This is a genomic window from Pseudomonas koreensis (assembly GCF_012986595.1).
Lineage (GTDB): Bacteria > Pseudomonadota > Gammaproteobacteria > Pseudomonadales > Pseudomonadaceae > Aquipseudomonas > Aquipseudomonas koreensis.
In genome coordinates, this window is sequence record NZ_JAAQYM010000009.1 from 111,465 (window position 1) to 136,032 (window position 24,568).

The 24,568-nt window shown below is 61.1% G+C and carries 27 protein-coding genes; 18 read left to right on the top strand and 9 right to left on the bottom strand.

The features are described from left to right. Nucleotides 1–180: 180 nt before the first annotated feature. From HBN98_RS25995 to HBN98_RS26005, 3 genes are all read right to left on the bottom strand, one after another. Nucleotides 181–822, bottom strand: coding sequence for an oxidoreductase (locus HBN98_RS25995; protein WP_064589409.1), 642 nt, complete (start codon nt 820–822; stop codon nt 181–183). 27 nt (nt 823–849) lie between these two features. Then, nucleotides 850–2,577 (bottom strand): C13 family peptidase, encoded by a 1,728-nt coding sequence (locus HBN98_RS26000; RefSeq protein WP_064589408.1) that lies wholly within the window; start codon nt 2,575–2,577, stop codon nt 850–852. Nucleotides 2,578–2,687: 110 nt separating this feature from the next. Further along, on the bottom strand, nt 2,688–3,143 hold the full coding sequence (locus HBN98_RS26005) for a MaoC family dehydratase (RefSeq protein ID WP_003228575.1): 456 nt from the start codon (nt 3,141–3,143) through the stop codon (nt 2,688–2,690). A 180-nt stretch (nt 3,144–3,323) separates the two neighbouring features. Between HBN98_RS26005 and HBN98_RS26010 the strand changes: the two genes are divergently transcribed. The 5 genes from HBN98_RS26010 to HBN98_RS26030 all read left to right on the top strand — a co-directional run bounded on the left by HBN98_RS26010 (nt 3,324) and on the right by HBN98_RS26030 (nt 5,990). After that, nucleotides 3,324–3,686: a CidA/LrgA family protein gene (locus HBN98_RS26010; protein WP_064589407.1), complete on the top strand. Its 363-nt coding sequence runs from the start codon at nt 3,324–3,326 to the stop codon at nt 3,684–3,686. Then, nucleotides 3,686–4,402: an LrgB family protein gene (locus HBN98_RS26015; RefSeq protein ID WP_007960614.1), complete on the top strand. Its 717-nt coding sequence runs from the start codon at nt 3,686–3,688 to the stop codon at nt 4,400–4,402. Before HBN98_RS26010 ends, HBN98_RS26015 begins: the two co-directional genes overlap by 1 nt. 10 nt (nt 4,403–4,412) lie before the next feature. Further along, nucleotides 4,413–5,003, top strand: a complete 591-nt coding sequence (locus HBN98_RS26020) for an LON peptidase substrate-binding domain-containing protein (RefSeq protein ID WP_064589405.1) — start codon at nt 4,413–4,415, stop codon at nt 5,001–5,003. A 114-nt stretch (nt 5,004–5,117) separates the two neighbouring features. Further along, nucleotides 5,118–5,351, top strand: coding sequence for a hypothetical protein (locus HBN98_RS26025; protein ID WP_064589404.1), 234 nt, complete (start codon nt 5,118–5,120; stop codon nt 5,349–5,351). 69 nt (nt 5,352–5,420) lie between these two features. Then, nucleotides 5,421–5,990, top strand: a complete 570-nt coding sequence (locus tag HBN98_RS26030) for a hypothetical protein (RefSeq protein ID WP_083367815.1) — start codon at nt 5,421–5,423, stop codon at nt 5,988–5,990. A gap of 61 nt (nt 5,991–6,051) precedes the next feature. Here the strand turns inward: HBN98_RS26030 and HBN98_RS26035 are convergent, their stop codons facing one another. Beyond that, entirely contained in the window at nt 6,052–7,368 is a 1,317-nt protein-coding gene (locus HBN98_RS26035; RefSeq protein WP_083367816.1) for a bifunctional DedA family/phosphatase PAP2 family protein, read from the bottom strand. A 133-nt stretch (nt 7,369–7,501) separates the two neighbouring features. Next, complete coding sequence (locus tag HBN98_RS26040) at nt 7,502–8,221, bottom strand: DNA-3-methyladenine glycosylase (protein ID WP_083367817.1); 720 nt, start codon at nt 8,219–8,221, stop codon at nt 7,502–7,504. A gap of 177 nt (nt 8,222–8,398) precedes the next feature. Here HBN98_RS26040 and HBN98_RS26045 point away from each other — a divergent pair, with 177 nt between their 5' ends. The 13 genes from HBN98_RS26045 (at nt 8,399) to HBN98_RS26105 (ending at nt 21,064) form a co-directional block, all read left to right on the top strand. After that, nucleotides 8,399–9,670, top strand: coding sequence for a glutamate-5-semialdehyde dehydrogenase (locus HBN98_RS26045; RefSeq protein ID WP_064589400.1), 1,272 nt, complete (start codon nt 8,399–8,401; stop codon nt 9,668–9,670). Beyond that, nucleotides 9,639–10,361, top strand: coding sequence for a nicotinate-nucleotide adenylyltransferase (nadD, locus tag HBN98_RS26050; RefSeq protein WP_082920360.1), 723 nt, complete (start codon nt 9,639–9,641; stop codon nt 10,359–10,361). Before HBN98_RS26045 ends, nadD begins: the two co-directional genes overlap by 32 nt. Nucleotides 10,362–10,433: 72 nt before the next feature. After that, nucleotides 10,434–10,928, top strand: coding sequence for a ribosome silencing factor (gene rsfS, locus HBN98_RS26055; protein WP_007960601.1), 495 nt, complete (start codon nt 10,434–10,436; stop codon nt 10,926–10,928). Between the two features lie 9 nt (nt 10,929–10,937). Further along, a complete protein-coding gene (gene rlmH / locus HBN98_RS26060) occupies nt 10,938–11,405 on the top strand; it encodes a 23S rRNA (pseudouridine(1915)-N(3))-methyltransferase RlmH (RefSeq protein WP_003185785.1) in 468 nt (155 codons plus the stop codon). 10 nt (nt 11,406–11,415) lie between these two features. Continuing rightward, nucleotides 11,416–13,311, top strand: a complete 1,896-nt coding sequence (gene mrdA / locus HBN98_RS26065) for a penicillin-binding protein 2 (protein WP_064589398.1) — start codon at nt 11,416–11,418, stop codon at nt 13,309–13,311. 31 nt (nt 13,312–13,342) lie between these two features. Next, nucleotides 13,343–14,446 carry a rod shape-determining protein RodA gene (gene rodA / locus HBN98_RS26070; protein ID WP_049827977.1) on the top strand — a complete coding sequence of 368 codons (1,104 nt, stop codon included), beginning with the start codon at nt 13,343–13,345 and terminating at the stop codon, nt 14,444–14,446. Nucleotides 14,447–14,463: 17 nt separating this feature from the next. Next, a complete protein-coding gene (gene mltB / locus HBN98_RS26075) occupies nt 14,464–15,474 on the top strand; it encodes a lytic murein transglycosylase B (RefSeq protein WP_083367818.1) in 1,011 nt (336 codons plus the stop codon). Beyond that, nucleotides 15,474–16,487 (top strand): septal ring lytic transglycosylase RlpA family protein, encoded by a 1,014-nt coding sequence (locus HBN98_RS26080; RefSeq protein ID WP_083367819.1) that lies wholly within the window; start codon nt 15,474–15,476, stop codon nt 16,485–16,487. Before mltB ends, HBN98_RS26080 begins: the two co-directional genes overlap by 1 nt. A 187-nt stretch (nt 16,488–16,674) precedes the next feature. Beyond that, nucleotides 16,675–17,832 (top strand): D-alanyl-D-alanine carboxypeptidase family protein, encoded by a 1,158-nt coding sequence (locus HBN98_RS26085; protein WP_003228546.1) that lies wholly within the window; start codon nt 16,675–16,677, stop codon nt 17,830–17,832. 85 nt (nt 17,833–17,917) lie between these two features. After that, complete coding sequence (locus tag HBN98_RS26090) at nt 17,918–18,193, top strand: DUF493 domain-containing protein (protein ID WP_064589396.1); 276 nt, start codon at nt 17,918–17,920, stop codon at nt 18,191–18,193. Next, nucleotides 18,193–18,840, top strand: coding sequence for a lipoyl(octanoyl) transferase LipB (lipB, locus tag HBN98_RS26095; protein WP_027612894.1), 648 nt, complete (start codon nt 18,193–18,195; stop codon nt 18,838–18,840). Before HBN98_RS26090 ends, lipB begins: the two co-directional genes overlap by 1 nt. A 25-nt stretch (nt 18,841–18,865) precedes the next feature. Next, nucleotides 18,866–19,864 carry a lipoyl synthase gene (gene lipA / locus HBN98_RS26100; protein ID WP_160768663.1) on the top strand — a complete coding sequence of 333 codons (999 nt, stop codon included), beginning with the start codon at nt 18,866–18,868 and terminating at the stop codon, nt 19,862–19,864. Nucleotides 19,865–20,116: 252 nt separating this feature from the next. Then, on the top strand, nt 20,117–21,064 hold the full coding sequence (locus tag HBN98_RS26105) for a S66 peptidase family protein (RefSeq protein ID WP_083367820.1): 948 nt from the start codon (nt 20,117–20,119) through the stop codon (nt 21,062–21,064). Nucleotides 21,065–21,150: 86 nt separating this feature from the next. Here HBN98_RS26105 and HBN98_RS26110 read toward each other — a convergent pair whose 3' ends face one another. From HBN98_RS26110 to HBN98_RS26125, 4 genes are all read right to left on the bottom strand, one after another. Further along, nucleotides 21,151–22,473, bottom strand: coding sequence for a lytic murein transglycosylase (locus HBN98_RS26110; RefSeq protein ID WP_083367821.1), 1,323 nt, complete (start codon nt 22,471–22,473; stop codon nt 21,151–21,153). Between the two features lie 61 nt (nt 22,474–22,534). After that, entirely contained in the window at nt 22,535–22,699 is a 165-nt protein-coding gene (gene arfA, locus HBN98_RS26115; RefSeq protein WP_027612891.1) for an alternative ribosome rescue factor ArfA, read from the bottom strand. Between the two features lie 175 nt (nt 22,700–22,874). Next, on the bottom strand, nt 22,875–23,912 hold the full coding sequence (gene holA, locus HBN98_RS26120) for a DNA polymerase III subunit delta (protein ID WP_064589391.1): 1,038 nt from the start codon (nt 23,910–23,912) through the stop codon (nt 22,875–22,877). Nucleotides 23,913–23,951: 39 nt separating this feature from the next. Then, entirely contained in the window at nt 23,952–24,557 is a 606-nt protein-coding gene (locus HBN98_RS26125; protein WP_064589388.1) for an LPS-assembly lipoprotein LptE, read from the bottom strand. Nucleotides 24,558–24,568: the final 11 nt, after the last annotated feature.

Here is a 24,568-nt window from a genome sequence, read left to right on the forward strand (position 1 = left end):
GCCTTCGGCAGCTCCTACAGGGTGAACATAAATCCCGTGTAGGAGCTGCCGAAGGCTGCGATCTTTTGATTTTGGGGGTGCTTTGCACTCCATTGCCAGCAGGCTGGCTCGCACAGGCATACGCGGCGCAAATGTGGGAGCGGGCTTGCCCGCGAAGAAGCCAGCCCAAAAACCACAAAACTACTTGCCGAGCTTGCGCAATTCATCCGATTCGATAACCCGCACCCCATCCTGTTCTTCCAGCGCCAGACGCCACATCGCCCGGGCCAGTTGGCAGGCTTCGATGCCGCGGTACTTGCCGGGAATCAATTTCGACAGCGGCCCGGCCAATTGCTCGGCCAGGCGTGGCTCCGTGCGCTCACCCAACAGCAGCGACGGCCGGCAAATGGTCAGTTGCGGCCAGTCCTGGGCGCGCAGCGCTTGCTCCATTTCGCCTTTGACCCGGTTGTAGAAAATCGATGACTTCGGATCGGCGCCCAGCGCACTGATCACGATCAGATGCCGTGCGCCCATCTCCCGCGCGCGTTTGGCGAACGCCACCACCATGTCCAGATCCACCGCGCGAAACGCGGCTTCCGAGCCGGCCTGCTTGATGGTGGTGCCGAGGCAGCAATAGGCGATATCGACGCGACCACTGAGTTGCGGCAGAAACGCCTGTGGGTCGCCGACCGGGTTTTCCAGGTGCGGATGTTCGGCCAGCGGCCGGCGTGACGGGGCGAGCACGCGGGTGATCGTCGGCTCGTTGAGCAAACGGTCGAGCAGGTGTTCACCGGTCAATCCGGTGGCTCCGGCAAGCAATACGTGCTGAGGCGTCAAGTACATAGTGTCTCTCCCTTGATACTGTTCAGCTTAGTTGCTGTTTGTTGCTCCGTCGTTCAATGCAGCGCTTTGCAACGCTTTTCTTGCTTGCTGTTTGCGTAGCAGTTGCCAGTGCGACAGCACGGTCTTGGGCGCCCAGATCTGTGGTTCCGAGGCTTCGAAATTGTCCGCCAGTTCACGTTCGGCAACGGTGGCCTTGGCCAGTTTGAAGGCTTGTTCCAGGTCGTCGGTCTGGTTCAGCGCCTGGGCAAACAAGGCGTCGCCGAAGTAGGTGAAGTTGGCTTCTTCCGAGCAGCCGAACGACACGCGATCGGCACGCGACGCGGTCATGATCAGTGTGCGCTCATCTTTCAGCGCGGGGATGAAACCGCCGGAGTAGCACGAGGAAATCACGATCACCTTGTCGCGATTTTTCAGGGGGGCGAGCACGGCTGCGAGTTCGTCGGCGGGCAGGTCGGCCAGTTCCATACGCGGCTGGTCGAGCACCAGCTCGTGTTCGGCAGTGCCGTGGCTGGTCAGGTAGATGAAGATCAGGTCTTCCGGGCCGCTGCGTTCGGCCAGGGTCTGCGCGGCACGGCGCAGGTTTTCGCGGGTGGCCATCGGCCGGTCGGCGAGATGTTCGCGGTGGTTGACCAGACGAATCTGGCCATAGGCACCGAAGCGCGTGGTGAGCATGTTGGCGACGTAGTCCGATTCGCGCAGGAACACGCTTTGCTTGCCGTCGCCGCCGAGGGTCAGGGTGTACAGCTCCACCGCCGGGGTCGAGGCGGGCACGGCGGCCAGCGCGTTGTCGAGCAGGCGGCCCTGAGCCAGCAGGCCGAGTTCGAGGGTGTCGGGCAACAGCTTGCCGTCAGCGTCACGCACGCGCTGGCCGTTGATCCAGGTGCCGCTGAGCACGGTGCCATCGGTCAGCACCAGGGTGCCGCGCCCGGCGTAGCTGTCGCTGTCGAACTCGCCGATGTAGAAACTGCCGTCAGACAGGTTCAATCGGCCCTGTCCGCTGAAACGCCAGTCATTGAAGTAGCCGACGTAGTGGCTGCCGTCGGCGCCGATCAATTCGCCCTTGCCGGTCAGCGCGCCTTCCTTGAACTGGCCGAGCCAGACGTCGCCATCGGCGTTTTCATAGCGGCCCTTGCCGTGCAACTGGCTGTTCTTGAAGCCGCCGACATAGATGTCGCCATCGGCACTGTTGAAGGTGCCGTTGCCTTCGAGCTGGCCGTTGACGAAATGGCCGCTGAACGTATTGCCACTGGCGTCGCCGCGCTGGCCTTCGCCGTTGGGTTTACCGTGGGCGAACTGGCCCTGATAGGAGCTGCCGTCGTCCATTTCCAGACGGCCCAGCCCGGAATACTGATCAGCCTTGAACTCGCCACGGTAGGTCATGGCGTTTTCCTTGAGGGTGCCTTCGCCGTCGCGTCGACCCTGCTTGAAACCACCGGTGTAACTGCTGGCGTTGGTGGTCAGGCTGCCCTGACCATCGAACAGACCCTGCTGGAACTGGCCGCGATAGACCTCGCCGTTGCTGCCGTGCCACTCACCCTGGCCGTGCCATTGGCCCTTGTCGAACTGCCCGGCGTACCAGCTGCCGTTGGGGTAGTCGACGCGGCCCTGGCCTTGCAGCAAGCCGTTGACCAGTTCGCCGCGATAGCGTCCGCCGTCCGGCAGGCGCGCATCCGGAGGCAGCAGCGATTCGCCGTCGCCGCACGCGGTGAGCATCAGGGTCAGGGCAAGGGGGGCAAGAGAAGCGAGTGAGCGCATAGCGGGATCCGGGCAATTAGGCGACCGAGTATGCCGCAGCTATGTGACCTTATACAGCCGGGAAAACAGCGCTGATGCGAAACAGCGTGCGCCGTTTCGCATCCGGTCAATCAAACGAAGCAGAGCGACAGCGGCTCGGCGATGTAGGCCGGTTTGTCCGAGCCCTCTATCTCCAGCGTGGCGGTGGCTTTGAGCAGCCATTGCCCGGGTTTCTTCTCGGTGACTTCGGCGAGGTCGACCTTCAGGCGGACTTTTGAATTGACCTTCACTGGCTGGATGAAACGCACGCTGTCCAGGCCGTAGTTGACCACCATCTTCAGGCCTTGCGGCAGCACGAGGATGTCTTCCATCAGTTTGGGGATCAGCGACAGTGACAGGAAACCGTGGGCAATGGTGCTGCCAAATGGCGTTTGCGCGGCTTTGACCGGGTCGACGTGAATGAACTGGTAATCCCCGGTGGCTTCGGCGAACAGGTTGATGCGCTCCTGATCGATGGTGAGCCATTCGGAACGTCCGAGTTCCTTGCCGACATAATCTTTGAGCTCTGCAACGGGAACATAGGGCATTGAGACTCTCCTTGGGTTCATCGGTTTTATAGTTTTTCAGGTGGGGGATTTGACCGCCCTGCGAACCACTGTAGATCATCATGGCGATTTGCTCCGGTCAACTGACCATGCTTTTGGCGAATGCCGATCCATAGCGCTGCCGTGCTTATAATGCCGAGGACTTGCGGGGGGAGATGTCTGATGTTGTTACGTGGCCTGACCATGCTGGTGCTGTTCCAACTGCTCGGCACGGCGCTCAACCATTTGCTGTTGCCGGTGCTGCCGGGCCCGATCATCGGCCTGCTGCTGTTGCTGGTGTTCCTGATCATTCGCGGCGAAGTCGGCGAGCCGCTGAACCTCGCGGCCGGCAGCCTGTTGCGTTATCTGCCGTTGCTGTTGGTGCCGCCCGCCGTCGGCGTGATGGTTTATGCGAGCGACATTGCCGCCGATTTCTGGGCGATTGTCGGCGCACTGGTGCTGTCGTTGATCCTGTCGATGGCCTTCGCCGGGGTGCTGATGCAGCGGCTGGTCAAGCGCCACGCGCACCGCTCGGAGGAGTCCTGATGCTGTTCGATTGGCAGGGGGCGTGGGCCTCGGTGATCCATCATCCGCTGTTCGGCATCGGCATCACCCTCGGTGCCTATCAACTGGTGCTGGCGGCGTTCGAGAAAACCCGCTGGATCTTTTTGCAACCGGTACTGGTCTCGATGCTGTTGGTGATCGGCGTGCTGGTCGGCTGCGGCCTGACCTACGCCGAGTACCGCAAGAGCACCGAGATCCTCAGCATTCTGCTGGGCCCGGCGACGGTGGCGCTGGCGGTGCCGCTCTATCTCAACCTCAAGCGTATCCGCCAATTGTTCTGGCCGATTTTTACTACGCTGGTGATAGGCGGGGTGGTCGCGACAGGCATGGGCGTTTTGCTCGGCTGGTGGTTCGGTGCCGAGCACATGATTCTGATGACCATGGCGCCGAAGTCGGTGACCTCGCCGATTGCCATGCTGGTGGCCGAGCAGATCGGTGGAGTCGCGGCGCTGGCGGCGGTGTTCGTGTTGATCACCGGGGTGATCGGCGCGATCTTCGGTCCGGCGTTGCTGACCCGGCTCGGCGTGCACAGCCCCGAGGCGCGCGGCATGGCACTGGGCATGACCGCACACGCGGTCGGCACCTCGGTGGCGTTGCAGGAAAGCGATGAATGCGGCGCCTTCGCGGCGCTGGCGATGAGTCTGATGGGCGTGGCCACGGCGGTGTTCCTGCCGTTGGCGGTGTCGATGGTGGTGTAAGGAAATGTCTATGAGTCTGCCGCTTTTCCCGCTGAACACAGTGCTGTTTCCTGGCTGCAATCTCGATTTGCAGATCTTCGAGGCGCGCTATCTGGACATGATCGGTCGCTGCATGAAACAGGGCGTCGGCTTTGGCGTGGTGTGCATCCTCGACGGCCACGAAGTCGGCGTCGCGCCAGAAGGCTTTGCTCTGGTCGGCTGCGAAGCGCGGATCACTGATTTCCAGCAACAGGACAACGGTCTGCTGGGGATTCGTGTGCAGGGCGGGCGGCGTTTTCAGGTGCTGCGCACCGAAGTGCAGCGCGATCAGTTGATCCTGGCCGACGTCGAGTGGCTGGACGACGAACCCGAGCAACCGCTCCAGGACGAGGACGCTGATCTGGTGGCGCTGCTCAAGGCCTTGGCCGAGCACCCGATGGTCGAGGCTTTGAACATGGGCACTGAGGCGTTGGGCCAGCAGTCACTGGCCAATCAACTGGCCTATCTGCTGCCGTTCGCCGAAGAGGACAAGATCGACCTGCTGCAACTCGACGATCCGCAGCAGCGGCTGGATGCTATTCAGGCGTTACTTGATGAGTTGCAAGGCGAGTTGTTCGCGTAGTTTTACTTTGAATTAACTTGGTGTGTTTGCCAGCATTGTTTTGGTTTTGTCTTTATCTTACTTTTTATTCATCAACAAGAAGTTGATGGTTTTAATAAAGATAAGGATGGAATCATGACGGTTTACGAGGATGAATGGGCGTTTTGGGATGACATAGCCGGGAAGTATATTTTCAAACACGCAGACACCGATCAAAACGTTTCAAAGGTTATTGAGGCTGCAGGTGTTTACGCTGATCTGATGGTCGTCGCTCGTCGTAAACGAAGGGCGGGAAGAATTCCTGAAGGCGATATGCCCCGGGTGTCAGTAACGGCAGCCAGTTTCAGGATGGATGGCGCTTCCAAATAAACTGCATGTTTCAATAATTACGGCCATTTGCAGTTTGTAGGCAGTATGGCGTCTGCGTGAGTGTCTTTTATGTCTCCGATCAAAATCAATGGCAATTCCTTTACTGTAAATCTTTACGTGGATGGCCTGCCGGTCGTTCTTAATCAGCAGCGTTTGAAGCAGCGCTTGCGCGATGTGCGGATTACCAGGCGTGAGCGACTGGAGGTCGAGGTTGCTCTGGCGAGCCGCGAGGGTTCGGACTTTCTGACATTGGCAGATCATGAAGACGATAAGCCTCTGTTGTTCCGGTTGGTGCCGCAAGGTGACAAGTACACAATCCAAACGATTTTAAAAGGCGATTATGATGAGGGGTATCTGGCGATCAGTAAGTCTGCTCGCCATGTTTTTGTCGGTGATGTGGTTCAGAGTCGTCAATTCACGTTGGTAAAACATGATGTGGAGAGTGCGCGGTTCAGTGATCTTGATAAAGGCCCTTGTTATGTTGCTCTCGCGGTTGACGGGCGGGGCGCGATATACCTGGCCCATGAAAATGGCAAGCGCTACTTCAAGGACGTTGATCCGAATATGACCAAGCATGATGCGTTCAACAACAAGCCAGTTACGTTTGTTCTGAAAGTTATCGAAAGACCCGAAGGCTAATGATGATGAGCGCCAGCCGATTCGATTTGACTGTCTCGGCGGCGCCTCATCAACGTTGCCATCAATAGGCGTAACGCAACATCGTATGCGGTAAATGCCGAAGGACGAAGAAACCGAACAGTGCGACCAGCGCCGGCAACACCAGCCACCAGACTTTTGGCGGCAAGGGGGCGAGTGGCATCTGGCGTTGACTCAGCCACAGGGCTGCCGCGCAGACGCACGCCGCCAGCATTGCGCCGGCCAGAACATCGGTCGGCCAATGCGCGCCCAGGTACACCCGTGACAAGGCAATCGCCAGTGCCGGAATACAGCCGAGCAGCAGCCACGTCAGGCGCATGCGTGGCGGCTGGCCGCGTCCGGCCAGCACAGCGAGGGAGAGAAACAGCGCAAACGACCCCGATGCGTGACCACTGGGCATGCTGAAACTGGTCAGCGGTTCGGTCAGGACTTCCGGTCGTACCCGGGCGAAGAACTGTTTGGTCCCGGTATTCGCCAGCGCCGTGAACAACAGTGTGCCACCCACGAAAATAGCCTGACGCCATTGTTTGCACAGCAACAGCAGGCCGGTCAGCAAGGCGCTGAAGATGAACATGTTGCGGAACTCGCCGATCAGCGTGAAGGTGACCGCGATTTCATCCAGTGCCGGTTGGCGGTGTTCCTGCACCAGCGTCATCACACCTTGATCGAGTGCCGAGAGATACGGATAGCCGATGAACAGGCCGATCAGAATCAGCAGGCTCATGCTGCTGATCCACAATGTGGCCCGGCGATGCCGGCGCAAGCTGCTGTTGACACTGAGGCCGACCATCACCGCGATGCTGGCGGCGACGATCCCGGCCTGTAGCCAGAAACCTTCCGGCAACGGCAAGCGGATTGCCGCGCTGGTGGCCCAGCCTGGCAGCAGATAGGCGACACTCCAGCCGGCAGCGGCCAGCAGGCTGACGGCGGCAAAGCGCGCGAAGGGCATGTCGCACATGCCGGCGACCATCGGCAGCATGGGGCGCAACGGGCCGATAAAACGGCCAACCAGCAGGCTGGCGATGCCGTAACGCTGGAAGTAGGTTTCAGCGCCGGCCATCCATTCCGGGTGATGGCGCAGGCCGGGCAAACGGCGGATGTTCTGGTGGAAATGGCGGCCGAGGTAATACGACACCGCATCGCCCAGAAGCCCGCCGAGAAAGCCCAGCAGCAGGGTTTCGCTCAACGGCAGTGCGCCGCTGCCGGCCAGGACGGCCACGGCAAACAACAGCACGGTGCCAGGCACGATTATCCCGGCAATCGCCAGACACTCCACGAATGCGACGATAAATACCGCAGCCGCCAGCCACTGCGGATTGGCGGCAAGCCAACCGGTCACGCTATCGAGCCATGGGCCCATAAAACCACTCCATCAAATCTTCAATTGATCCTTGTAGGAGTGAGCCTGCTCGCGATGGCGCCTGGTCAGTCGACTTCTTCGTTGACTGATACACCGCTATCGCGAGCAGGCTCACTCCTGCAGTGAGTTCCTTTTACTTCAGACCTGCCTCTAACCCCGGCAGCAGCAAGTAATCGCGCCCTTCGACCTGACCCCGGCGCAGGGGGTTCCGCGTGCACCATGGTGCATAGCTGGCGTCGACGAAACGGTACATCAGGTGTTCATCCCGGCCCTGGGGGATACCCAGCCGGGTCGTCTGAATGATCTGTGACGGCGCCGGGCCAGTGTCTTCCACCAACAGCCATTCATGGTCGAAACGCTTGGCGTCCCACGCCGGCACCTTCAAGCCCAGTGCCTTGCACAGCAACGTCTGGCCGGCGCAGAGCTTTTGCGAAGGGCGTGGACGGCCCTGTGCATCGGGGTTGTTCAGCAGCATCTGCGCCAGGCTCGCCGGCCCGCTGATTTCATCGACCCAGGGATAGGCGGATTTGATCAGCACGGCGTTGCCCGGTCCCTGGGCGCTGAAGTTCAACGAATCACCACCGCGGGCGTAATACATATAGATGTGCCCGCCATCCAGAAACAAAGCCTTACGCTTTTCCGTGTAGCCGAGGGACGCGTGACTGCCTTTTTCCGCGCAGTAATAGGCTTCGGTTTCGATGATCCGGGCGCTGAGCCACAGATCACCGACCCGGTGGCGGATGACTTTACCGAGCAGGTCGCGAGCCAGCACTTGCGCATCACGGTCGAAAAAAGCGTCCGGAAGGCCCAGTGGCAGGCGCTCGGCGGTGGCGCGAACGGTCAGGTTGGACATGGCAAACGGTGTTTATCCAGGCGAAGGAGGTCGTGATGATAACAATCCGAGACTTAATTACGGCTGAACGTCGGCAAATTGCGGTCCATTTCGACCATCCGCCTGTCACCGCTGTTAGTCCCGGGACGCGACAGCTATAATCTGCCGCTTTCCTCTTTGCCAAGACCCCAGCAGACCATGACTGAGTCCGTTCTTGACTACATGACCCGATTGGGTCGCGCCGCCCGCGAAGCTTCCCGGGTCATCGGCCGTGCCAGCACCGCGCAGAAAAACCGCGCCCTGCAGGCTGCTGCCAATGCCCTGGACGCCGCGCGCGCCGAGCTGGCCGCAGCCAATGAACAGGACCTGGCCGCCGGTCGCGCCAACGGCCTGGAGCCGGCGCTGCTGGAACGTCTGGAACTGACCCCGGCACGCATCGACGGCATGATCGTCGGCTTGCGCCAGGTCGCGGCACTGCCGGACCCGGTCGGGGCGATCCGCGACATGAGCTTTCGCCCATCCGGTATTCAGGTCGGCAAGATGCGTGTGCCGCTGGGCGTGATCGGGATCATCTACGAATCCCGTCCCAACGTGACCATCGATGCCGCCAGCCTGTGCCTGAAGTCGGGCAACGCGACCATCCTGCGCGGTGGCTCCGAAGCGATTCATTCCAACCGGGCGATTGCCGCGTGCATTCAGCGCGGTCTGGCCGAGGCCGAATTGCCGGCAGCGGTGGTGCAAGTGGTCGAAACCACTGATCGTGCGGCGGTTGGCGCGATGATCACCATGCCCGAGTACGTCGACGTGATCGTGCCGCGCGGTGGCCGCGGCCTGATCGAACGCATCAGCCGCGATGCCCGCGTGCCGGTGATCAAGCACCTGGACGGCATCTGCCACGTCTATGTCAGTGCCCACGCCGATCTGCCGAAAGCCCAGCGCATCGCCTTCAATGCCAAGACCTACCGTTATGGCATTTGTGGCGCGATGGAGACCCTGCTCGTCGATCAACGTGTTGCCAAGGATTTCCTGCCGTCGATGGCTGCGCAGTTCCGCGAAAAAGGCGTCGAGCTGCGTGGCTGCGAGCGTACCCGGGCGGTCATTGACGCCGTGGCGGCCAGCGAAGACGACTGGAGCACCGAGTATCTGGCGCCGATTCTGTCGATTCGTGTGGTTGACGGATTGGACCAGGCGATCAAACACATCAACCATTACGGCTCGCACCACACCGATTCGATCGTCAGCGAAAACCTCGCGGACACCCGTCGTTTCGTGGCCGAAGTCGACTCGGCGTCGGTGATGATCAATACCCCGACGTGTTTCGCCGATGGATTCGAATACGGATTGGGTGCCGAGATCGGCATTTCTACTGATAAGCTGCACGCCCGTGGCCCGGTGGGCCTTGAAGGACTGACCTGCGAGAAGTACATCGTGGTCGGTGATGGCCAGTTGCGCGGCCAGGCGACGGTCTGACTTGTCCGACCTCGACCTGACAGTGCCGCAAACCGGCAGCGAGTCGCAGCCCCGACGCATTGGCGTCCTGGGTGGCACGTTTGACCCGGTGCACATCGGCCATTTGCGCGGTGCACTGGAAGTGGCCGAAGCGCTGCTGCTCGACGAGCTGCGCATGATGCCCAGCGCCCGGCCGCCGCACCGCGATACGCCGCAGGTGTCGGCGCAGGACCGGTTGGCGATGGTCGAGTGCGCGGTGGCCGGCGTGCCGCCGCTGGTGGTGGACGCCCGCGAATTGCAGCGGGACAAACCGTCCTACACCATCGATACCCTGGAGTTGATGCGTGCCGAAATGGCCGCTGAGACCCAGGTTTTTCTGCTTTTGGGCTGGGACGCATTTTGCGGCCTGCCCACTTGGCACCGCTGGGAAGAGTTGCTCCAGCATTGCCACATCCTGGTGCTACAGCGCCCGGACGCCGACAGCGAACCGCCGGATGCCTTGCGCAACCTGCTGGCAGCGCGTTCGGTGAGCGACCCGCTGGCCCTGAAAGGGCCGAGCGGACAGATTGCATTCGTCTGGCAGACACCGCTCGCGGTTTCCGCCACCCAGATCCGTCAACTGCTGGCCAGCGGTAAGTCGGTACGTTTCCTGGTGCCCGACGCGGTCCTGGCCTACATCGATGCGCACGGTCTGTACCGTGCGTCGAACTGAACAAGGCGTGCTTCACTGATACGAATCCACGTATCGCCAAGCCGCCGAATACATGAGCAAAACGAGTTTTATATGACCGACAAAGATGTAAGCAAAGTTAAGCGCAAAGGCACGTTCAAGAGCGCACCGCTGCCAGAAGTCGCCAACACCAACGAGCCGCTCAAGGGCGACGAGCTGGTCAAGGTTGCCGTGGCAGCCCTGGAAGACGTCAAGGCACAAGACATCCAGATCATCGATGTTCGCGACAAGCAGAGCATCACTGACTACATGATCATCGCTACCGGTACGTCGAATCGCCAGATCAACGCGATGCTGGACAAGGTCCGCGAAGAAGTCAAAAAGCAGGGCGCCAAGCCGCTGGGCGAAGAAGGCAAGGGCGACAGCGACTGGGTACTGCTCGACCTGGACCTGGTGATCGTGCACATGATGACCGCCTCGGCACGTCAGTTCTACGACCTGGAGCGCCTGTGGGCCGGTGCCGAGCAAAGCCGTGCGGCAGATGCCAAGCACCACAGCCCGGAAAACACCCACGAGCACTTCACCAAGCTCAACAAAGACCAGCTGTAAGGGATTGCTGTGCGACTGCGACTGATCGCCGTCGGTTCACGCATGCCCAAGTGGGTGGAAGAAGGCTGGCATGAATATGCCAAGCGTCTTCCGTCCGAGCTGGCGCTGGAACTGGTGGAAATTCCGCTCAATACCCGTGGCAAGAACGCCGACGTGGCCCGTTTCATCCGCCAGGAAGGCGAAGCCATGCTGGCCAAGGTCGGGCCGAACGAGCGGATTGTCACGCTGGAAGTCCACGGCAAGCCCTGGAGCACCGAGCAACTGGCGGTCGAACTCGACCGTTGGCGGCTGGATTCGCGCACGGTCAACTTCATGGTCGGCGGCCCCGAAGGGCTGGCGCCGGAAGTCTGCGCCCGCGCCGATCAGCGCTGGTCGTTGTCGCCGCTGACCTTGCCGCACCCGCTGGTGCGGATCCTCATCGGCGAACAGCTGTACCGTGCCTGGACCGTGCTGTCCGGTCACCCTTACCACAAGTAGTCCTGCCCTCATGTCTCAGCCGATCCGCATCAAGGACCACGAAAAGGACGCCCGCCTGGTGCGCAGTCGCGTCGTGTTCGGGGCCGTTGCGGTCATGCTGTTGATCTGCGTACTGATTGCGCGGCTGTACTACTTGCAGGTGATCCAGTACGAGTACCACTCGACGCTTTCGGAAAACAACCGCGTCCATGTGCAGCCGATTCCGCCGACTCGCGGGCTGATCTTCGACCGCAACGGCGTGGTGGTGGCGGACAACCGTCCCAGCTTCAGCCTGAGCATGACCCGCGAACGCTCCGGCGACTGGCAGCAAGTGCTCGACGTGATCGTCGAAGTGCTGCAGCTGACGCCCGAGGACCGGGTGATCTTCGAAAAACGCATGCGACAGGGGCGCCGGCCGTTCGAGCCAGTGCCGATCCTGTTCGAGCTGACCGAAGAGCAGATCGCCCGGATTGCGGTGAACCAGTTCCGCCTGCCAGGGGTGGAAGTGGTTGCGCAACTGGTACGCCATTACCCGCAGGGCGCGCATTTTGCGCACTCGGTGGGTTACATGGGGCGGATCAACGAGAAAGAGCTGAAGACCCTCGACCCGGTCAACTACAGCGGCACCCATCACATCGGCAAGACCGGCATCGAGCGTTTCTACGAGCCTGAACTGCACGGGCAGGTGGGTTACGAGGAAGTCGAGACCAACGCCCGGGGCCGCGTATTGCGCGTACTCAAGCGTACCGATCCGATTCCCGGCAAGGACATCGTCCTCAGCCTCGACATCAAACTGCAGGAAGCGGCGGAAGCCGCGCTCGGCGGGCGTCGGGGTGCGGTGGTGGCGCTGGATCCGAAAACCGGCGAAGTGCTGGCGATGGTCAGTCAGCCGAGTTTCGACCCGAACCTGTTCGTGACCGGTATCAGCTTCAAGGCCTATGCCGAGCTGCGCGATTCCATCGACCGGCCGCTGTTCAACCGGGTGCTGCGCGGTCTGTATCCGCCGGGCTCGACGATCAAACCGGCGGTGGCGATTGCCGGCCTCGATGCCGGTGTGGTGACAGCGTCGAGCCGGGTCTTCGACCCCGGTTACTACATGCTGCCCAACTACGATCACAAGTACCGCAACTGGAACCGTACCGGTGACGGTTTCGTCGACCTCGATACGGCGATCATGCGGTCCAACGACACCTATTTCTATGACCTGGCGCACAAGCTGGGCATCGATCGGCTGTCGGCCTACCTGAACAAGTTCGGCATCGGCCAGAAGGTCTCGCTGGACATGTTCGAAGAATCCCCCGGCCTGATGCCGTCCCGCGAGTGGAAGCGCGCGACCCGCAAACAGGCGTGGTTCCCGGGCGAAACCCTGATTCTGGGGATCGGCCAGGGCTACATGCAGTCCACGCCGTTGCAGTTGGCGCAGGCCACGGCACTGGTGGCCAACAAAGGCATCTGGAACCGGCCGCACCTGGCCAAGACCATCGAAGGCGCAAAACCGCTGGACGAGAACCCGATGCCGGACATCATTCTGCGCGATCCGTCGGACTGGACCAAGGTCAACCACGGTATGCAGCAGGTAATGCACGGCGCTCGCGGTACCGCGCGCAAGGCGGCGATCGGTGCGCAATACCGGATCGCCGGCAAGTCCGGTACGGCGCAGGTGGTGGCGATCAAACAAGGTGAGAAATACGACCGCTCCAAGGTTCAGGAGCGCCACCGCGACCACGCCTTGTTCGTCGGGTTCGCCCCGGCCGACAACCCGAAAATCGTGGTCTCGGTGATGGTCGAGAACGGTGAATCCGGCTCCGGTGTCGCCGCGCCAGTGGTGCGCCAGGTGATGGATGCCTGGCTTCTGGACCAGGATGGTCGGTTGAAGGCCGAATACGCCGGTCCTATCAGTGCGGAGGCTACGGCCCGTGATGAATAATTTTGATCGCATGCTCTCCAGCGAGGATGTGATGCGTCGCCGTGCGACGCTGCTGCAACGTCTGCATATCGATGGTCCTTTGTTGATCCTGCTGCTGATCCTCGCCGCAGGCAGTCTGTTCGTGCTGTATTCGGCCAGCGGCAAGAGCTGGGACCTGCTGGGCAAACAAGCCACGTCGTTCGGCATCGGCCTGGTTTCGATGATCGTCATCGCGCAATTCGAACCGCGTTTCATGGCCCGCTGGGTGCCGCTCGGCTACGTGGTCGGGGTGGTGCTGCTGATGGTGGTGGACATCATGGGCCACAACGCCATGGGCGCCACGCGCTGGATCAACATACCCGGGGTGATTCGCTTCCAGCCTTCGGAGTTCATGAAGATCCTGATGCCGGCGACGATTGCCTGGTACCTGTCCAAGCGCACGCTGCCGCCGCAGCTCAAACACGTTGGCATCAGCCTGCTGCTGATCGGCGTGCCATTCATTTTGATTGTGCGGCAGCCCGACCTCGGTACGTCGCTGCTGATTCTGGCCGGCGGCGCGTTCGTGCTGTTCATGGGCGGGCTGCGCTGGCGCTGGATCCTCAGCGTGCTGGCCGCCGCCGTACCCGTGGCGATCGCCATGTGGTTCTTCATCATGCACGACTACCAGAAGCAGCGGATCCTGACTTTCCTCGACCCGGAAAGCGATCCGCTCGGCACCGGCTGGAACATCATTCAGTCGAAAGCCGCCATCGGTTCCGGCGGCGTGTTCGGCAAGGGCTGGCTGCTGGGCACCCAGTCGCACCTGGACTTTTTGCCGGAAAGCCACACCGACTTCATCATTGCCGTACTGGGCGAAGAGTTCGGCCTGGTGGGCATCTGCGCGCTGTTGCTGATCTATCTGTTGTTGATCGGTCGCGGCCTGGTGATTACCGCCCAGGCGCAGACGCTGTTCGGCAAATTGCTCGCCGGCGCGCTGACCATGACGTTTTTTGTTTATGTTTTCGTCAACATCGGTATGGTCAGTGGCCTGTTGCCGGTGGTGGGGGTGCCGTTGCCCTTCATTAGCTACGGAGGAACTTCGCTGGTGACACTGCTGTCAGCGTTTGGGGTTTTGATGTCGATTCATACGCATCGCAAGTGGATCGCACAGGTTTGAATAAGGTGAAGAGTTCAATGCAAGTCATGCGCAGCTGGGCGACTCGATACGCGCCATGGGTCGGCCTGGTCGGCATCCTTGGCAGCGCGCAGGAAGCGCTGGCCGGCGATTACGAAGGCTCGCCGCAGGTGGCCGAGTTTGTCGGTGAAATGACCCGCGACTACGGTTTTGCCGGTGAGCAACTGATGGCGGTGTTTCGCGAGGCCCAGCGCAAGCAGGCAATTCTCGACGCCATCTCCAAACCTGCCGAGCGCGTCAAACAGTGGAAAGAATACCGCCCGATGTTCCTCACCGACGCGCGCATCGCCCGCGGTGTGGACTTCTGGCGTCAGCACGAGGCAGTACTGGCCCGCGCTGAGCAGGAATACGGCGTACCGGCACAAGTCATCGTGTCGATCATCGGCGTCGAGACCTTTTTCGGACGTAATACCGGTAATTATCGGGTGATCGATGCCTTGTCGACCCTGGGTTTCGACTATCCTCCCCGTGCCGAATTTTTCCGCAAGGAACTGCGTGAGTTCCTGCTGCTGGCCCGTGAGGAGCAGGTCGATCCGTTGACTCTCAAGGGCTCGTACGCCGGAGCGATGGGTTTGCCGCAGTTCATGCCGAGCAGCTTTCGCGCCTATGCGGTGGATTTTGACGGTGACGGTCACATCAACATCTGGACCAATCCGGATGATGCGATCGGCAGCGTTGCCAGCTATTTCAAGCGCCACGGCTGGGTCGCCGGCGAGCCGGTGGTCAGTCGCGCGGATGTGCGTGGCGAGCAGGTCGACGACGGCCTGACCACCGGGATCGAACCGACAAAGACGGTTGGAGAGTTGCGGGCGCTGGGCTGGTCAAGTCATGATGCGCTGCGCGATGATATGCCGGTTACTGCATTTCGCCTCGAAGGCGACAACGGCCCTGAATACTGGATGGGCCTGAAGAATTTCTACGCGATCACGCGTTATAACCGCAGCGTGATGTACGCCATGGCCGTATATCAACTGTCTGAAGAGCTGGTAAAAGCACGGGGCGTCAAGTAATGCGGGCATTGCCTATGAATAAACCCCTGAAGCTGGTGGCTTTCGCTGCATTGGCGGCGCTGGTCGTCAGTTGTTCGACCAGTCGCGCGCCCACTCAGAAAACCTCCTCTACTACCGCGGTGCGTGCGCAGCCGGGTCTGGACATCAACCGCGCGCATAAAGATGGCGCGCCGTGGTGGGATGTGGATGTTTCGCGCATTCCGGACGCCACGCCGACCCTGCACACCGGCCCGTACAAGGCCAACCCGTACACCGTGCTGGGCAAGACCTATTTCCCGTTGCAGGAATCCAAGACCTACGTGGCTTCGGGCACGGCGTCCTGGTACGGCACCAAGTTCCACGGGCAGAACACCGCCAACGGCGAAGTGTATGACCTGTACGGCATGAGTGCCGCGCACAAGACTCTGCCACTGCCAAGTTACGTTCGGGTGACCAACCTGGACAACAACAAGAGCGTGATCCTGCGGGTCAATGATCGCGGCCCGTTCTATTCGGACCGGATCATCGACTTGTCCTACGCGGCCGCCAAGAAACTCGGTTATGCCGAAATCGGCACCGCGCGGGTCAAGGTCGAGGGCATCGATCCACAGCAATGGTGGGCCGCCAAGGGCCGTCCGGCGCCTCTGATGCTCAACGAGCCGCAAGTCGCGCAGAATAGCGCCCCGGTGATCACGGCTTCGGCCGGTACCATCGAGCAGTGGACGCCGCCGCCACAGCAACATGCTTCTGACACTGTCCCTGTACAGATCAGCGCAAAAAAAAACGCTTCTGCACCAGCGTCTGGCCAGTATCTGCAGGTGGGCGCGTTCGCCAACCCGGACGCTGCAGAACTCCTGAGGTCGAAGCTCAGCGGGATGGTGAGCGCTCCGGTGTTCATCAGCTCGATCGTGCGCAATCAGCAGACCCTGCACCGGGTACGCCTGGGGCCGATCGGGTCGCCGGGTGAAATCGCCCAGGTGCAGAACAGCGTGCGCCTGGCCAACCTCGGTTCGCCGAGCGTGGTCACAGAGTAAGAAACGTAGCACTTGATTGACGGTTCACTTGCGGTTTTGGGGGGTGAACCAGGTTGTTGGCTCGTCGAAGAACAAAAGCCCGGCAAGGGTGACTGGAGTGAGCAACTGAACACGCGATGGCCCGTTAGAAGGCTGTCTGAATAGTTTTGCCCTCGGGCAAGTTTCCATTAGCGATTTCGAGAGACGGATGAACATCACCACCTTTGCCAAACGCCTGTGTCTGCTAGTCCCGCTGCTCCTCTCGCCAGCCGCCTTCGCGGCCGAGATGATGCCGTCGCCACCTCAACTGGCTGCAAAAGCCTACGTGCTCATGGACGCCAGCAGCGGCAACGTGCTGGTGGAGAACAACGGTGACCAGCGTCTGCCGCCAGCCAGCCTGACCAAACTGATGACCGCGTACATCGCTACGCTGGAAATCCGTCGTGGCCAGATCGGTGAAAACGACCCGGTGACCGTCAGTGAAAACGCCTGGCGTACCGGCGGTTCGCGGATGTTCATCAAAGTCGGCTCGCAAGTGACCGTCAGCGACCTGCTGCACGGCATCATCATCCAGTCCGGCAACGACGCCAGCGTCGCGCTGTCCGAGCACATCGCAGGTAGCGAAGATGCCTTCGCCGACCTGATGAACAAGACGGTCGCCGATCTGGGCATGACCAACTCCCACTTCATGAACCCGACCGGTCTGCCAAACCCTGAGCACTACTCGTCGGCTCACGACATGGCGATCCTGGCCCGCGCGATCATCCACGAAGACCCGGCTCACTATGCGATCTACTCGCAGAAAGAGTTCTTCTGGAACGGCATCAAGCAGCCTAACCGCAACCTGTTGCTGTGGCGCGACAAGACCGTTGACGGTCTGAAAACCGGTCACACCGACGAAGCCGGCTACTGCATGGTGTCCTCGGCGGTACGTGACGGCCAGCGTCTGATCGCGGTGGTGTTCGGCACCAACAGCGAAGTGGCCCGTGCTGCTGAAACCCAGAAGCTGCTGACCTACGGCTTCCGCTTTTTCGAAACCCAGACCTTCTACCAGAAGGGCACCGAACTGGCTCAGGCCCCGGTGTGGAAGGGCACCACCAGTCAAGTCAAGGCCGGCCTGGCTGAAGACCTGACCATGACCCTGCCAAAAGGCCAGCTGAAAAAGCTCGCTGCGAGCATGACCATGAACCCGCAACTGACCGCGCCAATCGCCAAGGGCGACGTGATCGGTAAAGTCGAAGTGAAACTGGACGACAAGGTGGTGCACAGCGCCGACCTGATCGCCCTGGACGCTGTCGAGGAGGGTGGTATCTTCCGCCGCATGTGGGATAGCATCCGTCTATTCTTCTACGGCTTGTTCAACTGATTAGTGTTGACCTGCATGGCCCCGCCCCGATCCGGTGCGGGGCCATGCGCGTTATCACGGCTTGCGCTCAAGAGGCCGTTACGCCATGACCGATACTGAAGTAAAGGCGCCAAAGATCGAATTCCCGCAGACTGATTATCCGATTAAGGTGATCAGCGATACGGGTGTTGGCAACAAGGACAAGATCATCGAGATCGTCCTGAAACACGCGACCATCAATGATGAGCGCATCGACGAGCGTTCGAGCAGCAACGGCAAATACACCACTATTCAATTGCACATCGTCGCGACCGATCAGGACCAGCTGTACAACATCAACAGCGAACTGCGGGCGACCGGCTTCGTACACATGGTGTTGTGATGCCGGGCACGCTGGGCTTTCGCGAGCTGGGCCAGATGGCTTACGAGCCGGTCTGGCATGCCATGCAACGCTTCACCAACGAACGCGGCAGTGATGCCGCCGACGAAATCTGGCTCGTCGAGCACCCTCCAGTGTTCACCCAGGGCCAGGCCGGCAAGGCCGAACACCTGTTGCTGCCGGGAGATATCCCGGTGGTACAGGTCGATCGCGGCGGGCAGGTGACTTATCATGGCCCCGGCCAGTTGGTCGCCTATCTCTTGCTGGATGTGCGCAAACTGGGTTTCGGCGTACGTGATCTGGTCACGCGCATGGAACAGTGCCTGATCGAACTGCTGGCCAGCTACGGCGTAACCGCTGCAGCCAAGCCGGATGCTCCCGGCGTCTACGTCGACGGAGCGAAAATCGCTTCTCTGGGTTTGCGGATTCGCCACGGTTGTTCCTTTCATGGCCTGGCCCTGAACGTGGATATGAACCTGGAGCCGTTTCGACGGATTAATCCCTGCGGCTATGCCGGGCTGGCGATGACCCAGCTGAGCGATCACGCAGGATCGATTGAATTTGCCGAGGTAAGTGCCCGGCTGCGTGCGCAGCTCGTCAAACACCTCGACTATGCTGAGCAGACGACCCTGACGGGCGGAATCGACTGATATGACTACTGATGCAGTGCAAACCATGATCCCGACGCTCGACGTGACCGAGCGCCCGGCCCCGCGTCCCAAGGTTGAAGCCGGCGTCAAGCTGCGCGGCGCCGAGAAGGTTGCACGCATCCCGGTAAAGATCATTCCGACCACCGAGTTGCCGAAGAAGCCTGACTGGATTCGTGTACGCATCCCGGTTTCGCCGGAAGTCGACCGGATCAAGAGCCTGCTGCGCAAGCACAAGCTGCACAGCGTCTGCGAAGAAGCGTCCTGCCCGAACCTGGGCGAGTGCTTCTCCGGTGGCACCGCGACCTTCATGATCATGGGCGACATCTGCACCCGTCGCTGCCCGTTCTGCGACGTTGGCCACGGTCGTCCGAAGCCACTGGACGTCAACGAACCGGAAAGCCTGGCGATTGCCATTGCCGACCTGAAGCTCAAGTACGTGGTGATCACCTCGGTTGACCGCGACGACCTGCGCGACGGCGGTGCCCAGCACTTTGCCGACTGCATCCGCGAAATCCGCAAGCTGTCGCCGAACGTGCAGCTGGAAACCCTGGTCCCGGACTACCGTGGCCGCATGGACATCGCCCTGGAAATCACTGCCGCCGAGCCGCCGGATGTGTTCAACCACAACCTGGAAACCGTGCCGCGCCTGTATAAGGCCGCGCGTCCGGGTTCGGACTACCAGTGGTCGCTGACCCTGCTGCAGCGCTTCAAGCAGATGATGCCGCACATTCCGACCAAATCCGGCCTGATGCTGGGCCTGGGCGAGACGGACGAGGAAGTCATCGAAGTCATGAAGCGCATGCGCGAACACGACATCGACATGCTGACGCTGGGCCAGTACCTGCAACCGTCCCGCAGCCACTTGCCGGTGCAGCGTTTCGTGCACCCGGACACCTTCGCCTGGTTCGCCGAGGAAGGTTACAAGATGGGCTTCAAGAACGTTGCTTCCGGCCCGCTGGTACGTTCGTCGTACCACGCCGACGAGCAGGCGAAACTGGTCAAGGCCGAACTGCTCGGTTCCTGATTCAGCGCTGAATGCTTCACAAAATACCCGCTTCGGCGGGTATTTTTGTTTGGGGGTGTTGAGCACTGAACCTTGTGGCGAGGCAGCTCGCTCCCGCTGGGTTGCGAAGCGCCCCCCAATATCTTCGGGACTGCTGCGTACTCCAGCGGGAGCAAGCTCCCTCGCCACAAGTCACTGGGCCACAGTGCCTCTTTTGTTTATCTCTGTTCCTGACTACTGTGTGCCCATGACTTTTCGCAGGGAGACCCATGGATGACCGTTCGACCGACTCACACCCTCGTTGCCCACAAACCTGTACCGGCACTGCCATCCGAAGGGCTGATTGGCGTGATCGCCCCTGCCGGGCCCGGTGCGCTGGACACCGAAAAAGCCGTGCAGTGGATGCGCGCCCGGGGTTACCGGTTGCGGGTGTTTCCCGGTGTCTACGAAAAGGACGGCTACCTGGCCGGCAGCGATGACGTACGCCTCAATGACCTGCATGCCGCGTTCGCCGACCCTGAAGTTGACGCGATCATCTGTCTGCGCGGTGGCTACGGCACGCCGCGCCTGCTGGACCGGATCGACTTCGATCTGCTGAGCCGCCACGCCAAGCCGTTTGTCGGCTACAGCGACATCACCGCGCTGCATCTGGCGATCAGCCGCTACGCCGGGTTCGTCACCTTCCACGGTCCGTTGCTCAATGCCGACCTGTTGGGTGACAAGGAGCCGCCGACCGTTACCTCCTTCTTCGCCATGCTGCGCGGTCAATTGAAGGCGGGCAGTGTGCTGAGCCATCCGGTGGCTTATCCGTTGACCACAGTCGAGCCCGGCATTGCCCATGGGCGGCTGCTGGGCGGCAATCTGGCGATGATTGCCTCGACGCTGGGGACGCCTTACGAGATCGACGTCGAGGGTGTGATCCTCTTGATCGAGGACGTCAACGAGCCGCTGTACAGGATCGATCGCTTGCTCACGCAGATGCGTCTGGCCGGCAAACTCGCAAGGTTACGTGGGGTGCTGGTTGGTGATGTCGCCGGAGTCGATGTCGAGGCGTTGAACCGCTTGCTCAAGCAGACTTTCGAACCGTTGCGAATTCCAGTGCTGTCGGGGTGGCGGAGCGGGCATTGCGATCCGAACCTGACGCTGCCGATGGGCGCGCTGGTTCGACTGGATGCGGGGAAGAAGGAGTTGATGCTCGAGCAGGATGTGGTGACCCGATAAAGCAAAAGATCGCAGCCTGCGGCAGCTCCTACAGGAACGCATTCCGATGTAGGAGCTGCCGCAGGCTGCGATCTTTTGATCTGGCTTTATTGAGTCCGCAGGCTCTCAAGCAGCTTATGCGTCGGATACCCGTCCGCCGGCCAGCCAAACGCCTGCTGGGCGCTGCGAATCGCTTTACGCGTGTTGGCGCCGATGATTCCGTCAGCCGTGCCTGCATCGTAATTACGTGCGCTCAGCAGGGTCTGCAATTCGATGCGCTCGGTGCGGCTCAGTGGCAGGTCGTCTTTCGGCCATGTGCCGTTGATCAGGCCAGCGCCTTTGAAACGCTCGGACAACAGACTGACCGCCAGTGCGTAGGACGAGGAGTTGTTGTACTTGAGGATCGCCCGGAAGTTGTCGAGGATCAGGAACGCCGGGCCACGGTAACCGGCCGGCAGCAGCAGGGCGGCGGACAGTTGTTCCGCACCGGCTGGGGCCTGACCGCCATTGGGCAGGATCACACCCAGTTGACGCCATTCGGCAACGGTCTTGCGAATCGCGCCATCGGCCAGGGTGTAGTTGAAGCCGCTCGGCAGTTGCACTTCGAAGCCCCACGGCTGACCGCGCTGCCAGCCGGAGCTTTGCAGGTAGTGCGCGGTGGAGGCCAGCGCATCGGCCGGGCTGCCCCAGATGTCGCGGCGACCGTCACCGTCAAAATCCACGGCGTGGGTGTTGTAGGTGGTCGGAATGAACTGGGTCTGGCCCATCGCACCGGCCCACGAGCCGAGCATCTTCTCCGGTGTGATATCGCCCTGCTGCAGGATCTGCAGCGCGGCGATCAGTTGCGCATGGGCAAACCCCGGGCGACGGCCTTCGTAAGCCAGGGTCGCCAGCGAGTTGATAACAGACTTGGTGCCCTGGAACTGGCCGAAATTGCTTTCCATGCCCCACACCGAGACGAGTGCCTGGCGATCCACGCCATAACGCTGCTCGATGCTCTGCAGGACGTCGGCATACTGACTGATCAACGCCTGACCCTTGCGTACTCGCAGCGGCGACAGCGCGCCGTCGAGGTATTCCCAGACCGGGCGGGAGAACTCCGGCTGGCTGCGGTCGGCGCGGATCACGCTGTCGTCGAAACTGACATTGGCGAAGGCGCGGTCGAAGACATCCGCACGAATCCCGGCGGCGAGGGCGTCCTTGCGGAAACCTGCCTGCCATTCGGCAAAGGTCTGGGTCGGTTGAATATCGAGATTGTCACCGGACAGCACTACCGGCGGGATGACCGCGGGGGCCGTGACAGCGGGTACGGTCTGTAACGGTTGCGCATCGGCGGCGGTCGGTTTTTCTGCGCAGGCGACAAGCAGAATGAAGCTGGAGGCAGCGATCAGTTGGCGAACGGGCCAACGACGGGAAAGACTCAAGGGCATGCACAGTTCCAGGGGATACGAATCAGGTGCAGACCTTAACATGACCGGGGGGTGCTGTGCTTCAGGCAGCCAGAAAGTAAGAAGCCTCCCAGCTATTAGACTGGAAGGCTTCGCGGCGGTAGCTGCCTTTACCCTTGGTTGGTCGTTCCTGGCGGCTGCGGAACAGGGGTTGGGCGATGATGGATTTGGCCTTGTTCGGGCCATGTTTCGATGGCTTTTTGCTCATGAGGGTTCTCTTGAGTGAGTGGGTTTTGCGCGGCAAATAATCTGCCGATGTCTGGCGTCTGTCTATAGGGCGAATGCAGGTGTTTTTGTAGGAAAACAAGATCAAAAGATCGCAGCGTGCCGCAGCTCCTACAGGGATTAGTGTAGGAGCTGCCGAAGGCTGCGATCTTTTGCTTTTATTCGGCGGGAAGAGTCAGACGCTGCCCAGCCATCAACAGCGCCAGTCGGCTCAGGCTCATCCACGGCGAACCGGCGGCCTGGCCCTTGATCTGTGCGTCGATGCGCTGGGCTTCGAGCAACAACTGCGCCCAGCGTGGCGCCGAGTAGCGTTGCAGGGCTTTGCTCATCAGCGGTTTGCGCTTGTCCCAGACCGGCGGTTTCGCCTGACTGAAGCACTTGTCCAGTGGCGTGCCCTGGCTGTACTGCAGCGAGATATTGGCCAGCAGGCGCAACTCCCGCGCCAGCGCCCAGAGAATCACCGGTGGTTCGACGCCTTCACCGCGCAGCCCTTCGAGCATGCGCAGTGCGTGGGCCGGTTCGCCGTTGAGCACGGCATCGGTCAGGCCGAATACGTCAAAACGGGCGCTGTCGGCCACCGCGGCCTGCACGGTTTCGAGGGTGATCTGCCCACCTTCGGCCATCAGCTTGAGCTTTTCGATTTCCTGCGCGGCGGCGAGCAGGTTGCCCTCGACGCGCGCGGCAATCAGTTCGACCGCGTCCTGACTGGCAGACAAACCGGCCTGCGACAGACGCTGGCGAATCCAGCTCGGTAGCTGATTGGCATCCACCGGCCAGATCTGGATGAACTGGGTCTGTTGACCTTCGACCAGCGCCTTGCCCCACTTGGTCTTCTGCGCACTGCCATCGAGCTTGGGCAGGCTGATCAGCAGCACCGTGTCTTCGGCAGGGCGCGAGCAGTATTCGATGAGCGCGGCAGCGCCCTTGTCACCGGGCTTGCCCGAAGGCAAGCGCAATTCCAGCAGGCGCTTTTCGGCGAACAACGACATGCTGGCACCGGCCTGCAGCAACGTGCCCCAATCGAAATTGGCGTCGGCGGCGAACACCTGGCGTTCGTCGAAACCTTGCTGGCGGGCAGCACTGCGGATGGCGTCGGCGGCTTCCTGGCACAACAGCGGATCATCGCCACTGATGATATAGACGGGCGCAAGCGCGCCTTGCAGGTGTTTGCCGAGTTGAGCGGGAGCGAGCTTCATAAGAGAGGGCGAACGGGGCGCCTTAGCGCCCCGTACGTCTTACTGCTGCGGCAGTTCGAGCGGCGACTGGCGCGGGGTTTCCGCTTCAGCCTTCTGTGCCGCCTTCAACGCATCGGCTTCAGCCCGGGCACGGTCGTTGGCCGCTTGCTGCAACTGCTGCAGTTGAGTCGGGGTCAGCTGTTGCAGGCGCAGCATCATGCGCTGAACCAGCTCGCGACGGGTTTCGTTGCGGGCGTCGTTCGCTTCCTGGTCGGAACCGACGAGGTTGTTGCCGTCGTGGATGAACACCTTCTGCACTTCAAGCTTGTCGCTCAGCAGGTTCAGATTGTGTTCGCCAACGATGTCGTAGTTCAGCACGGTGGTCACTTGGTACTCACCCGTACGACCGGCGCCGGCGTAGCTGAGAATGCGCTGGTTTTCCTGTTCGTCAGCCAGGTACAGCTTGTACTGCGCGCCGTTGTAGACCTTGACGCCGCTGGACTCGAGCACCTGGCGCAGTTGAGTCACGGTCGGGCCATAGGCGTTACGGGCGCTCAGGTCGAGCTCCTTGATCGCCAGTTCGTTGGTGCCGGTGCCACGCAGCTGGAAACCGCAGGCGCTCAGCAGAACGGCGAGGCCCATCACCAGCAGATTGCGTTTGATCATTGTGTTGCTCC

Coding starts and splice junctions, on each gene's coding strand:
- HBN98_RS25995 (WP_064589409.1), bottom strand. CDS start 822: ATGTACTTGACGCCTCAGCACGTATTGCTTGCCGGAGCCACCGGATTG.
- HBN98_RS26000 (WP_064589408.1), bottom strand. CDS start 2,577: ATGCGCTCACTCGCTTCTCTTGCCCCCCTTGCCCTGACCCTGATGCTC.
- HBN98_RS26005 (WP_003228575.1), bottom strand. CDS start 3,143: ATGCCCTATGTTCCCGTTGCAGAGCTCAAAGATTATGTCGGCAAGGAA.
- HBN98_RS26010 (WP_064589407.1), top strand. CDS start 3,324: ATGTTGTTACGTGGCCTGACCATGCTGGTGCTGTTCCAACTGCTCGGC.
- HBN98_RS26015 (WP_007960614.1), top strand. CDS start 3,686: ATGCTGTTCGATTGGCAGGGGGCGTGGGCCTCGGTGATCCATCATCCG.
- HBN98_RS26020 (WP_064589405.1), top strand. CDS start 4,413: ATGAGTCTGCCGCTTTTCCCGCTGAACACAGTGCTGTTTCCTGGCTGC.
- HBN98_RS26025 (WP_064589404.1), top strand. CDS start 5,118: ATGACGGTTTACGAGGATGAATGGGCGTTTTGGGATGACATAGCCGGG.
- HBN98_RS26030 (WP_083367815.1), top strand. CDS start 5,421: ATGTCTCCGATCAAAATCAATGGCAATTCCTTTACTGTAAATCTTTAC.
- HBN98_RS26035 (WP_083367816.1), bottom strand. CDS start 7,368: ATGGGCCCATGGCTCGATAGCGTGACCGGTTGGCTTGCCGCCAATCCG.
- HBN98_RS26040 (WP_083367817.1), bottom strand. CDS start 8,221: ATGTCCAACCTGACCGTTCGCGCCACCGCCGAGCGCCTGCCACTGGGC.
- HBN98_RS26045 (WP_064589400.1), top strand. CDS start 8,399: ATGACTGAGTCCGTTCTTGACTACATGACCCGATTGGGTCGCGCCGCC.
- nadD (WP_082920360.1), top strand. CDS start 9,639: ATGGCCAGTTGCGCGGCCAGGCGACGGTCTGACTTGTCCGACCTCGAC.
- rsfS (WP_007960601.1), top strand. CDS start 10,434: ATGACCGACAAAGATGTAAGCAAAGTTAAGCGCAAAGGCACGTTCAAG.
- mrdA (WP_064589398.1), top strand. CDS start 11,416: ATGTCTCAGCCGATCCGCATCAAGGACCACGAAAAGGACGCCCGCCTG.
- rodA (WP_049827977.1), top strand. CDS start 13,343: ATGCGTCGCCGTGCGACGCTGCTGCAACGTCTGCATATCGATGGTCCT.
- mltB (WP_083367818.1), top strand. CDS start 14,464: ATGCAAGTCATGCGCAGCTGGGCGACTCGATACGCGCCATGGGTCGGC.
- HBN98_RS26080 (WP_083367819.1), top strand. CDS start 15,474: ATGCGGGCATTGCCTATGAATAAACCCCTGAAGCTGGTGGCTTTCGCT.
- HBN98_RS26085 (WP_003228546.1), top strand. CDS start 16,675: ATGAACATCACCACCTTTGCCAAACGCCTGTGTCTGCTAGTCCCGCTG.
- HBN98_RS26090 (WP_064589396.1), top strand. CDS start 17,918: ATGACCGATACTGAAGTAAAGGCGCCAAAGATCGAATTCCCGCAGACT.
- lipB (WP_027612894.1), top strand. CDS start 18,193: ATGCCGGGCACGCTGGGCTTTCGCGAGCTGGGCCAGATGGCTTACGAG.
- lipA (WP_160768663.1), top strand. CDS start 18,866: ATGATCCCGACGCTCGACGTGACCGAGCGCCCGGCCCCGCGTCCCAAG.
- HBN98_RS26105 (WP_083367820.1), top strand. CDS start 20,117: ATGACCGTTCGACCGACTCACACCCTCGTTGCCCACAAACCTGTACCG.
- HBN98_RS26110 (WP_083367821.1), bottom strand. CDS start 22,473: ATGCCCTTGAGTCTTTCCCGTCGTTGGCCCGTTCGCCAACTGATCGCT.
- arfA (WP_027612891.1), bottom strand. CDS start 22,699: ATGAGCAAAAAGCCATCGAAACATGGCCCGAACAAGGCCAAATCCATC.
- holA (WP_064589391.1), bottom strand. CDS start 23,912: ATGAAGCTCGCTCCCGCTCAACTCGGCAAACACCTGCAAGGCGCGCTT.
- HBN98_RS26125 (WP_064589388.1), bottom strand. CDS start 24,557: ATGATCAAACGCAATCTGCTGGTGATGGGCCTCGCCGTTCTGCTGAGC.